We start from the raw sequence: 11,509 nt of genomic DNA, 5'->3' as shown, positions 1-11,509 counted from the left end.
ATGCCCCCCGGTCCCGAAGGGCCGGAGGGCCATCGCCGATGAGGGCTCGGAGGGGTCCCCGAAGGGGCGTCAGGCCTCTTCCTGCGTCTCGTCCGGGACCTCGCGCAGCGCGTCCTCGGACAGCCCCTTGCGCCAGTAGCCGACGAACGTCACGCGCCGGCGGTCCAGTTCGCGCTCCCGCACGAAGTGCCGGCGCAGCGCCTTGACCGACCCGGACTCGCCCGCGAGCCAGACGTACGGGGACTCGCCGGGCAGTTCCGCCCCGCGCACCGCGTCCACGGCGGAGGGCGCCCCCTCCTCGCGCACGAGCCAGGTGACCGTGGCGTCCGCCTCCGTCGCGAGCTCCATGCGGTCGCCGGAGTACGGCACCTCCAGGAACACCTGCGCGCGGGTCTCCGCCGGCAGCCACTCCAGGATCGCCGAGGCCGCCGGAAGGGCCGTCTCGTCCGCCCAGATCAGTACGGAGTCGGCGTCCTCGGGCAGCCGGAACCGGACGCCCGTGTTGTCCGCGACCGCCGGGCCCAGCACGACCACCCGGTCGCCGGCCTTCGCGCGGCCGGCCCAGCGGCAGGCCGGGCCGCCGTCCTCGTGGACGGCGAAGTCGATGTCGACCTCGTGGGGTTCGGTGCGCTGCTCCCGCACCGTGTACGAGCGCATCACCGCCCGCTCGTCGTCCGGCATCGCCCGCCAGGCACCCAGGATCGCGTACATGTCCGGGTCGTCCAGCGGCGGCAGCGCGGGTGCCTCCTGCCCCGGGTGCGGCAGGAAGAGCGACAGCGACTGGTCGCGGCCACCGGCGGCGAAGTCCTTCAGGTCCTCCCCGGTGAAGGTGACGCGAACCAGGGACGGGCCGAGCCGTCGTGTCCGGTCGACCTGGAGGGCGAAGAACTGGAAGGGGGCCTTCTCGGCGTTCGTCATGGGTCAGGACACCTTCTGGGTGGCTCGGGCGTTGCGGGGCACGGTGAAGTCGCCTCCGTGCGGGCCTGAGGCGGCCCGGGCAGATCAAAGGTAGGTTAGCCTAACCTCATTCTGATCAACAGGGTGGGAGCCGTACACGGCTGTGAGGCCCGCCACCCCGAGGTGGCGGGCCCCACGAGCGCTGTCGGCGCGCGGACGAGATCGCCGGAGAACCGGTTCCGGCTGCCGAAGCCCATGCCGTCCCACGGCTTCGCCGGGCCGGTGAAGCCGGTGCCCGTGGACTTCCCCAGGCCGGTGCGGCTCGTGCCAGCCGTGGTCGCAGAGGACGCCCACGTCGGCCTTGCCGTCGCCGTCGAAGTCCGGGTGGAAGGCCGACGTGGCCTCGCCGTCGGACGTGATGCTCCGGACGCGCGACGCGTGACGCCCCACGTCCCACGCCCGAGGCCCGAGGCCCGCGGGAGGCGCCGGACGAGCGACGCCCGGAACGCGCCGCGTCCGCCGCCCCCGGAACGCGCCGCGCCCGCCGCACCGGAACCGGTGCGGCGGGCGCGGGGGTCGCCAGGGGGTTCCTCGCCGGTCAGGCGGGCAGGCCCAACTCGCGGGCGATCAGCATGCGCTGGACCTCGCTGGTGCCCTCGCCGATCTCCAGGATCTTGGAGTCGCGCCACATGCGGGCCACCGGGTACTCGTTCATGAAGCCGTAGCCGCCGTGGATCTGGGTGGCGTCACGGGCGTTGTCGACGGCGACGGTGGAGGAGTACAGCTTGGCGATGGCCGCCTCCTTCTTGAAGGACTCGCCGAGGACCAGGCGCGAGGCCGCGTCCCGCCAGCCGATGCGGGCCATGTGGGCCTTGGTCTCCATGTCGGCGATCTTGAACTGGATGGCCTGGTTGTCGGCGATCGGCCGGCCGAAGGCGTGGCGCTCGTGCGCGTACTTCACCGACTCGTCCACGCAGCCCTGCGCGAGGCCCGTCGCGAGCGCGGCGATCGCGACCCGGCCCTCGTCCAGGATCCGCAGGAACTGCGCGTAGCCGCGGCCCTCCTCGCCGAGGAGGTTCTCCACCGGGACGCGGACGTCGTCGAAGGACAGCTCGCGGGTGTCCGAGGCGTTCCAGCCGACCTTGGAGTACGGGGCGGCGACCGTGAAGCCGGGGGTGCCGGAGGGGACGATGATCGAGGAGATCAGCGGGCGCCCGTCGGGCTTGCGGCCGGTGACCGCGGTGACCGTCACCAGACCCGTGATGTCCGTACCGGAGTTGGTGATGAAGCACTTCGAGCCGTTGATCACCCACTGGTCGCCGTCCCGCACGGCGGTCGTGCGGGTGCCGCCCGCGTCCGAGCCCGCGCCGGGCTCGGTGAGACCGAAGGCGCCCAGGACCTCGCCGGAGCACAGCTTCGGCAGCCACTCCCGCTTCTGCTCCTCCGTGCCGAAGCGGAACACCGGCATCGCGCCCAGCGAGACGCCGGCCTCCAGGGTGATGGCCACCGAGGAGTCGACCCGGGCCAGCTCCTCCAGGGCGATGCCGAGCGCGAGGTAGTCGCCGCCCATGCCGCCGTACTCCTCCGGGAAGGGGAGGCCGAACAGGCCCATGCGGCCCATCTCGCGGACGATCTCGTACGGGAACTCGTGCCGCTCGTAGTAGTCGCCGATCTTCGGGGCGACGACGTCGTGCGCGAACTCCTCGACGGTGCGGCGGAGTTCCTCGTGCTCTTCGGTGAGCCGGTGGTCGAGGGACATGGGTTTCGTCACTCCTTGTGGGAGAGGGCGCGGACGGTACGGGACGGGCTGGGGCGGCCCAGTTGTTCGGCCATCCACCCGCTCGTGGCGGTGAGGGCGGCCAGATCGACCCCGGTCTCGATGCCGAGACCGTCGAGCATCCACACGAGGTCCTCGGTGGCGAGATTTCCGGTCGCGCTCTTCGCGTACGGGCAGCCGCCGAGGCCGCCGGCGGAGGCGTCGACCGTGGTCACCCCGTGCCGCAGCGCGGCCAGGGTGTTGGACAGGGCCTGCCCGTAGGTGTCGTGGAAGTGCACGGCGATACGGGAGGTGGGGACGCCGGCCTCGTTCAGCCCCGTCAGCAGGGCCTGGACGTGACCGGGGGTGGCGACGCCGATGGTGTCCCCGAGGCTCAGCTCGTCGCAGCCCATGTCGGCCAGCGCCTTGGTGACGCGGACGACCTGCTCGACCGGGACGGCCCCCTCCCAGGGGTCGCCGAAGCACATCGAGAGGTAGCCGCGGACCTTCAGCCCGGCCTCTATGGCCCGCGTGACGGTCGGCGCGAACATCGCGAGCGCCTCGTCGACGGTCCGGTTCAGGTTGGCCTTCGCGAAGGACTCGGTCGCGGAGGCGAACACGGCGACCTCGCGGGCGCCGAGCGAGAGGGCCCGGTCGAGGCCGCGCTCGTTCGGCACGAGGACGGGCAGGCGCACGGGCAGGTCGCGGATCTGCGGGAACAACTCCTCGGCGTCGGCCAGCTGCGGCACCCACTTCGGGTGCACGAAGCTGGTCGCCTCGATCGTGCCGAGCCCCGCGGCGGCGAGCCGCCGCACGAACTCCGCCTTCACGGCGGTCGGGACCGCCGTCTTCTCGTTCTGCAGCCCGTCCCGGGCCCCGACCTCGTGGATCCGGACCCGCGCGGGAAGCGCGGGGTCCCTCACGGTCATCGGCAGGCTCACGCGTCCTCCTCCTCACGGGGTGCCACCACGGCCAGGATCTGGTCCATGGCGACGGTGGTGCCGGGCGTGACGTCCAGCTCGGTGACGGTTCCGGCGTGCGGGGCGGAGATGACGTGCTCCATCTTCATCGCCTCGACCACCAGCAGGCTCTGCCCGGCCTCCACCTCGTCCCCGACGGCCACCTTCACGACGGTCACGGTTCCCGGCATCGGCGCCGCGAGCGTGTCCGCGCCCCCGTGCCGCGCCCCGCTGAGCGCGGCCTCGACGGGGTCGTGGTCGAGGACGTGCCACGCGTCGCCGTCCCGGCCGAGCCAGGACCCGGCGCGCCGGAAGCGGTGGGTGATCCCCTCCACGGTCACGGTCACGGCGGTGTCCGTGACCCGGGCCGCGGCGGGGGCGTCGACCGTCACGGGTTCGAGTCCCGACACCCGGAACGGGAAGGCGAGGGGCTTCGGCGTGCCGCCGAGGCGGAAGCCGTTCGGCACCGAGAACGGGTCCGTCCAGCCCTCCCGGGGCTCCGGGGCCAGCGCCGCGGCCCGCACGGCGGCCGCCGCCGCGTACACCTCGTCCGGGACGCCGGCCGGGACCAGGCCGTCCGCGTCGCGCTCGACCAGACCGGTGTCCAGCCGGCCGGCGACGACGTCGGGGTGGGCGAGGAGACGGCGCAAGAAGCCGGCGTTCGTCGGGACGCCGAGGGTGACCGTGTCCGCGAGGGCCGCGCGCAGCCTGCGCAGGGCGGCCTCGCGGGTCGGCGCGTGGACGATGACCTTGGAGAGCATCGGGTCGTAGAGGGACGAGACCTCCGTGCCCTCCGACAGGCCCGAGTCGGTGCGGACCCCGTCGCCCTGCGGCTCGTGCAGCGACAGGACCGTGCCGCCCGACGGGAGGAAGCCCCTGGAGGGGTCCTCCGCGCAGATGCGGGCCTCGATCGCCCAGCCGTCCAGGCGGATGTCGTCCTGGGCGAAGGGGAGCGCCTCGCCGGCCGCCACCCGCAGCTGCCACTCCACCAGGTCGACGCCCGTGACCAGTTCGGTGACCGGGTGCTCGACCTGGAGACGGGTGTTCATCTCCATGAAGTAGTACGAGGCCGGGTCGCCGCCGGGCACGATGAACTCCACCGTGCCCGCGCCGACATAGCCGCAGGAGCGGGCCGCCTCGACCGCCGCCGCGCCCATCGAGGCCCGGATCTCCGGGGTGAGGAGGACGCTCGGCGCCTCCTCGATGATCTTCTGGTGGCGGCGCTGGAGGGAGCACTCGCGCTCGCCGAGGTGCACGACGTTGCCGTGGGTGTCGGCGAGGACCTGGATCTCGATGTGGCGCGGACGGTCGATCCAGCGCTCCACGAGGAGCGTGTCGTCTCCGAAGGACGAACGGGCCTCGCGACGGGCCGCCGCGATCTCGTCCGTCAGCGTCGACAGGTCGCGGACCAGCCGCATGCCCTTGCCGCCGCCGCCCGCGCTCGGCTTGAGGAGCACGGGGGCGCCCAGCTCGCGGGCCGCCTCCTCGAGGTCGGGGTCGGCGGCGCCCGGGACGACGGGGACGCCCGCCGCCTTCACGGTCTCCTTCGCGCGGATCTTGTCGCCCATCAGGGAGATCGCGGCCGACGTGGGGCCGATGAAGACGAGACCGGCGTCGGCGCAGGCCTGCGCGAACGCGGCGTTCTCGGCGAGGAAGCCGTAGCCGGGGTGGACGGCCTGCGCGCCGGTGCGGGCGGCCGCGTCGAGCAGCGCCGGCACGGACAGGTAGGACTCGGCGGCCGGCGGCGGACCGATCCGCACCGCCGTGTCCGCCTCCCGTACGTGCCGGGCGTCGGCGTCCGCGTCGCTGTAGACGGCCACCGAGCGCACGCCCATCTCCCGCAGGGTGCGGATGACACGGACGGCGATCTCGCCCCGGTTGGCCACGAGGACGGTGTCGAACATGCTCTGCATCTTCTGGGGGCCCTTCACATCCGGAAGACGCCGAACTGGGGGTCACCCAGCGGCGCGTTGGCACAGGCGGTCAGGGCGAGGCCGAGGACCTGCCGGGTCTCCAGCGGGTCGATCACCCCGTCGTCCCACAGCCGGGCGGTCGCGTAGTAGGCGTTGCCCTGCGTCTCGTACTGCTCGCGGATCGGGGCCTTGAAGGCCTCCTCGTCCTCCGCGCTCCACTCGTCGCCGAGCTGGTCGCGCTTGACGGTCGCGAGGACGGACGCGGCCTGCTCGCCGCCCATGACCGAGATCTTCGCGTTGGGCCACATCCACAGGAAGCGGGGGGAGTAGGCCCGGCCGCACATCGAGTAGTTGCCCGCGCCGTACGAACCGCCGACGACGACCGTCAGCTTCGGGACCCGGGTGGTGGCGACGGCCGTGACCATCTTGGCGCCGTGCTTGGCGATGCCGCCGTGCTCGTACGCCTTGCCGACCATGAACCCGGTGATGTTCTGCAGGAACACCAGCGGGATCCCGCGCTGGTCGCACAACTCGATGAAGTGCGCGCCCTTCTGCGCCGACTCCGCGAACAGGATGCCGTTGTTGGCGACGATGCCGACCGGGTGACCGTGGATCCGGGCGAAGCCGGTGATCAGCGTCTGCCCGTACTCGGACTTGAACTCCTGGAAACGGGAGCCGTCGACCACCCGGGCGATCACCTCGCGCACGTCGTACGGGGTGCGGGAGTCCACCGGCACCGCGCCGTACAGGCCGTACGGGTCGACCTTCGGCTCCTCGGCCGGCTCGACCGACCAGGGGAGCGCGCCGCGCTCGGGGAGGGTGGCGACGATGTTCCGCACGATCCGCAGCGCGTGGGCGTCGTCCTCGGCCAGGTGGTCGGTGACGCCGGAGATCCGCGAGTGGACCTCGCCGCCGCCCAGCTCCTCCGCCGTGACGACCTCGCCGGTGGCCGCCTTCACCAGCGGCGGACCGCCGAGGAAGATCGTGCCCTGGTTCCGCACGATCACGGCCTCGTCGCTCATCGCCGGGACGTACGCGCCGCCCGCGGTGCAGGAGCCGAGGACGGCCGCGATCTGCGGGATGCCCGCACCGGACATCCGGGCCTGGTTGTAGAAGATCCGGCCGAAGTGCTCCCGGTCGGGGAAGACCTCGTCCTGCATCGGCAGGAACGCGCCGCCCGAGTCGACCAGGTAGAGGCAGGGGAGACGATTCTCCAGCGCCACCTCCTGCGCCCTGAGGTGCTTCTTCACCGTCATGGGGTAGTACGTGCCGCCCTTGACGGTCGCGTCGTTGGCGACGATCACGCACTCGCGGCCCGAGACCCGCCCGATGCCCGCGATGACGCCGGCCGCCGGGGCCTGGTCGCCGTACATGCCGTCGGCCGCGAGCGGGGCCAGCTCCAGGAAGGGCGAGCCCGGATCGAGGAGCGTGTCCACCCGGTCCCGCGGCAGCAGCTTCCCGCGCGCGGTGTGCCGCGCCCGGGACTTCTCACCGCCGCCCAGGGCGGCCGCCGCGAGCTTGGCGCGCAGGGTCGCCGCCAGCTCGTGATGGGCCGCCTCGTTGGCCTGCCAGGCCGCGGACGCGGGGTCCGCCGCGCTCGTCAGCACAGGTGCCTGCTGCATCCCTCGAGCTCCCTTGCTCGGTTAATGAGCGTTAACGTATGCCGCTCAGGTTAACGACCGCTAACGGGGTTGTCTAGAATCGAATCCATGACCACGACCCCCGCCTCGACCTCGATCGCCACCGGCAGGACCGATGCCCCGACGCGGCGCGAGCAGATCCTCAAGGAGGCCGCCCGCCTCTTCGCGGCCCGTGGCTTCCACGGCGTGGGCGTGGACGAGATAGGAGCCGCCGTCGGCATCAGCGGCCCCGGCCTCTACCGCCACTTCCCCGGCAAGGACGCGATGCTCGCCGAGCTCCTCGTCGGCATCAGCGAGCGGCTCCTCGACGGCGGCCGGCTCCGGGTCGGCGAGGCCGGCGGAGACCCCCGGTCCCTCCTCCGCTCCCTCATCGACGGCCACATCGACTTCGCCCTCGACGACCGCCCCCTCATCACCCTCCACGACCGCGAGCTCGACCGCCTCAGGGACGAGGACCGCAAGCGGGTCCGCCAGCTCCAGCGCCAGTACGCGGAGCTCTGGGTCGCCGCCGTCCGCGAGCTCTACCCCGACGCCTCCGAATCCGAGGCCCGCACCGCCGTCCACGCCGTCTTCGGCCTCCTCAACTCCACCCCCCACCTCGCCGCCCTCGGCCGCGGCCCCATGGAGGACCTCCTGCGGCGACTGGCCCACGGGGCGTTCGGGGCGCTGGGGGAGTAGCGGCGCGGGCGGGCCGCCCGGCGCGGCGGCCGGTCACAGCTCGACGTCGGCGCCCACGGCGGTTTCGGGCTCGCTCTCGGCATCCGCCCCGAGCACCTCCTCGATGAACTCCCGGATCCCGAGCTCGACGGTGTTCTGGAGGAAGGCGAACTCGGACTCCGTGATCGTTCCGCGCTGCGCGTCCATGATCTGCCGGTGCACGAGGTGGCGCTCCAGGGGGCTGACGATGCTGATCTCGTAACTGAGCCAGTCCGCCATCAGCGGTGCGCCGCCCAGGATGGACGGCGCGACGGGATTCGACTGCTCCGGTGCGTTCTGCATGGTCGCCCGCACCCGCAGCTCGATGGCGTGGCCCTCCGTGCGCAACTGGCGCACATAGCGGCGCAGGCCTATCTCCATGGCCAGCTGCTCGGTGTTCACGGCGTTGGTGCCGATCACGAGGTTCTCCGGAATGTTCGGCCCGCCGTCGCCGTCGCCGATCAGATGGCACCACTCGTACTTGGCGAGGACGCCCGGAGCGCCCCCCATGGACCCCTGCGCGTCCATCCACTGGTGTGCCTGGGTGTTCGCCATGGCCTGGGAGGTGCTCCGCCCCGCCGTGCGCCGATCGTGGAGAGGCGGCTCCGAAACGCGCACCTGCTCGCGCGCCGACCCGGTCAGACCGGCCATGAGGTACGCGCGGTCGAACGCGTCCTCGGTGCTGAACCGCCGGTCGTCGTTCAGGAACCGGTCGTCGCCCCGCTCCGCCTCGACGTAGAAGACGAAGGGCTGCGAGGGGTCCGTGGGAAGAGCGTCGAAGTCGTCCTGCTCCTGCGGGCGGAGCTGCTCGTCGGGGTCGAGTCCGTGGCGCCCGGCGATCTCCGGCACGTTCGTGCCGGGTGTCCACGGGTACAGCGGATTGGGGGTCCACCGGTGCTCGAACAGGTACGTCCTGCCCTGGGATCCGCGTCCGTTCGACCGGGGGGTCTGGGTGAGGACCGGGAAGAGCGCTCCCGTGTTGACGTGAGTCGGGGACGTCGCGTCGTTGGTGAGCGAGATCCGGTAGTTGAAGTACGCGGAGTGGTAGGCGGCGTTGTAGTTGGTCTGCAGACCGCCGCCGCGCGAGGACGTCCGCGGCGGGGCCCACCCCGCGTCGCGGTACACGGTGATCGTCTCGATGCCGGCGGGGACGACGTCCGGATGGGCCGCGCCCTCGGGCACGAACGGACGGGCGCCCTCGCACGCGGCGGGGATCACCAAGGTGTCGAGGGCCTCCATGTCCCGCGCCTGGGCTTCGCGCAGCTCCCTCCCGGCACTCGGCCTGCCCAGCTGAAGCGGGGTCCAGTTCAGGTTGTACAGGTCGAGGGACGGGAACGAGGCGCTCTGCTGCGAGGCCTGGCTGCTCACGGTGGCCTGGCTCGACTGGCTGCCGTAGTCGTACTGCTGGGTCCCCATGGAGAGGTCGCCGTCCGTGTCGAGGCTTCCCGGGCTCCCGTTCCACAGGCGCTGGACCGGGACGTCACCGGTGGCCGGCGCGTGTCCGGTGCCCTCCCGCGAGGGCTCGCGCGCCCATGTGTGCCCCCTCCCGCGGAGCAGCCCGACGACGGCGGCGTTCCCGGCGGCGCGCTGAAGCGCGAGCAGGGCGTGGGGCGGCCGTGCGTCCGCACCGGCCGCGGGCGCGTCCTCCGGCGTGCGACCGCGGCCGGTCCTGGTCGGCGCGGGGTTCTCGTCGCTGCGCAAGGGAGCCTCTTTCGGCGCGGAAGCAGGGGCTCCCCCTGGATAACGCGGAAGGCGGCGGCGGAACCAGGAACCGAAGGGCAGTACGGGGGGCAGGGACGGGCGGCCGGGAGTTCCCTCCGGGCCGGAGGACACACCGGTCCACGGGACGGAACCGGTTGCCCCGTACGGCCCGTACTCGGACAGAATGAGCCCCATGCCGATACTCAGTCGCCCCGCCCTCGTCGAGCACCTCGTCCGCACCCGGATCGCGGGAGACGTCGCCACCCCGCGCGACAACAACCTCTCCCACTACCGCAAGCTCGCCAACGGCGACCGGCACTACTGGTTCGGCCTGGAGCTCGGCGACCGCTGGACCGACGAGCAGGACGTGCTCGCCGTGATGGCCGAGCGCTGCGGCGTCATCGACGACCCGGCCCACCGCGTCGGCCAGGACACCATCGACCCCGAACTCACCGTCGACGGTCTCGACCGGATGGCCGCCCGCCTCCGCAAGGCCGCCGCCGGCCGCGAACGCGTCCTCTTCGCGACCGGCCACCCCGGCGCGCTCATCGACGTCCACAGCCGGGTCGCCGCCGCACTGCGCGCCCAGGGCTGCGACATCGTCCGCATCCCCGGCGGGCTGATCGCCGACGAGGGGTACGTCGTCCAGTTCGCCGACGTCGCCGTCTTCGAACGCGGCGCGAGCCTCTGGCACACGCACTCGCCGGAGCCCATGAACGCCGTCCTGGACGCCCTCGGCGACGACGGACGGCCCGACCTGGTCATCGCGGACCACGGGTGGGCCGGGCGGGCGGGCCAGCGCGGGATCGACTCCGTCGGTTACGCGGACTGCAACGACCCCGCGCTGTTCATCGGTGAGGCCGAGGGCACGATGCAGGTCACCATTCCGCTCGACGACCACGTGCTCGACCCCCGCTACTACGAGCCGATGACGGCGTACACGCTGGACGCGGCCGGTCTCGCCTAGGGCCTGCCGGGCCGATCATGGCCGGGCCCGGCGCTGCCCCAGGCCCGGTGTCGGGTCCAGGTACACGCGGCGGATCGCCGGGAAGCGCTCGCGGAGCTGGTCCTCGGCGTCCTCGCAGGCCCACTCGATCTGCTCCGCCGAGGCGACGTCCCGGAAGTCGACCTTCGCGGCGACCAGGACCTCGGACGGCCCCTGGATCAGGGTCGTCAGGTCGAGGACGTCCACGACGTGCGGGACGGCGAGCAGCTCCTCGCGGACCGCCGCCCGCATGGGCCGGGGCAGCGGCCGGCCGATGAGGAGTTCGGCGTTGGAGCGGCCGAGGACCCAGGCCACGTACACGAGCAGGACGCCGATGAGGATCGAGGCGACGCCGTCCCAGACGCCGGAGCCGGTGATCTGGCCGCCGAGCAGACCGCCCGCCGCCAGCATCAGTCCGGCGAGGGCGGCGGAGTCCTCCATGACCACCGCCTTGACGGTGGTGTCGGCGGTCAGCCGGAGGTAGCGGCCGAAGGGGGCCTTCACCCGCTCCGCCTCGGCCTTGACCTGCTTGATCCCGGTCCGCAGGGAGAACCCCTCCAGGACGAAGGCGACGCCGAGGACGACGTACGAGATCGTCGGGTCGCCGAGCTCCTCGCCGTGGGTGAGGGTGTGGATGCCGTCGTAGACGGAGAAGACCGCGCCGCCGACGAAGGTCGCGACGGCCGCGAGCATCGCCCACACGTACCGCTCGCCCGCGTACCCGACGGGATGGTCCTCGTCGGCGGGCTTCTCGCTGCGCTTGAGCGCGGTGAGCAGCATGGCCTCGGTGACGGTGTCGGCGAGCGAGTGGGCCGCCTCCGAGAGCATCGCGCTCGACCCGCTGACGACCCCCGCGACGGCTTTGGCGGCGGCGATCCCGAGGTTCGCCGCCGCCGCCACGATCACCGTGAAGGTGCTTTCGCCGTTGTCCGCATCCGCCATGATCGGACGGTATGTCCGAT

9 protein-coding genes are annotated in these 11,509 nt (G+C 72.6%); 2 read left to right on the top strand and 7 right to left on the bottom strand.

Annotated elements, in window-relative coordinates; all coding sequences use genetic code 11:
- Positions 1-69: 69 nt before the first annotated feature.
- From AC067A_RS17945 to AC067A_RS17925, 5 genes are all read right to left on the bottom strand, one after another.
- On the bottom strand, positions 70-918 hold the full coding sequence (locus AC067A_RS17945; RefSeq protein ID WP_479243413.1) for a siderophore-interacting protein: 849 nt from the start codon (positions 916-918) through the stop codon (positions 70-72).
- 577 nt (positions 919-1,495) lie between these two features.
- Positions 1,496-2,656: an acyl-CoA dehydrogenase family protein gene (locus AC067A_RS17940; RefSeq protein ID WP_402461535.1), complete on the bottom strand. Its 1,161-nt coding sequence runs from the start codon at positions 2,654-2,656 to the stop codon at positions 1,496-1,498.
- An 8-nt stretch (positions 2,657-2,664) separates the two neighbouring features.
- Entirely contained in the window at positions 2,665-3,594 is a 930-nt protein-coding gene (locus tag AC067A_RS17935) for a hydroxymethylglutaryl-CoA lyase (RefSeq protein ID WP_479243412.1), read from the bottom strand.
- Positions 3,591-5,525 carry an acetyl/propionyl/methylcrotonyl-CoA carboxylase subunit alpha gene (locus AC067A_RS17930; protein WP_479243411.1) on the bottom strand — a complete coding sequence of 645 codons (1,935 nt, stop codon included), beginning with the start codon at positions 5,523-5,525 and terminating at the stop codon, positions 3,591-3,593. The genes AC067A_RS17935 and AC067A_RS17930 overlap by 4 nt, the downstream gene beginning before the upstream one ends.
- A gap of 14 nt (positions 5,526-5,539) precedes the next feature.
- Positions 5,540-7,147, bottom strand: coding sequence for a carboxyl transferase domain-containing protein (locus AC067A_RS17925; protein ID WP_479243410.1), 1,608 nt, complete (start codon positions 7,145-7,147; stop codon positions 5,540-5,542).
- Between the two features lie 87 nt (positions 7,148-7,234).
- Between AC067A_RS17925 and AC067A_RS17920 the strand changes: the two genes are divergently transcribed.
- On the top strand, positions 7,235-7,843 hold the full coding sequence (locus AC067A_RS17920) for an SACE_7040 family transcriptional regulator (protein WP_479243409.1): 609 nt from the start codon (positions 7,235-7,237) through the stop codon (positions 7,841-7,843).
- A 33-nt stretch (positions 7,844-7,876) separates the two neighbouring features.
- Here AC067A_RS17920 and AC067A_RS17915 read toward each other — a convergent pair whose 3' ends face one another.
- Positions 7,877-9,562: a hypothetical protein gene (locus tag AC067A_RS17915; RefSeq protein ID WP_479243408.1), complete on the bottom strand. Its 1,686-nt coding sequence runs from the start codon at positions 9,560-9,562 to the stop codon at positions 7,877-7,879.
- A 193-nt stretch (positions 9,563-9,755) separates the two neighbouring features.
- On the opposite strand from AC067A_RS17915, the gene AC067A_RS17910 reads away from it, so the two are divergent.
- Positions 9,756-10,529 carry a phosphatase gene (locus tag AC067A_RS17910; RefSeq protein ID WP_479243407.1) on the top strand — a complete coding sequence of 258 codons (774 nt, stop codon included), beginning with the start codon at positions 9,756-9,758 and terminating at the stop codon, positions 10,527-10,529.
- 15 nt (positions 10,530-10,544) lie between these two features.
- Here the strand turns inward: AC067A_RS17910 and AC067A_RS17905 are convergent, their stop codons facing one another.
- Positions 10,545-11,489 carry a cation diffusion facilitator family transporter gene (locus tag AC067A_RS17905; protein WP_479243406.1) on the bottom strand — a complete coding sequence of 315 codons (945 nt, stop codon included), beginning with the start codon at positions 11,487-11,489 and terminating at the stop codon, positions 10,545-10,547.
- Between the last annotated feature and the right edge of the window lie 20 nt (positions 11,490-11,509).

The sequence above is a fragment of the Streptomyces sp. NPDC043176 genome (genome assembly GCF_056436715.1).
This window is presented reverse-complemented; position numbering and strand designations above follow the sequence as displayed.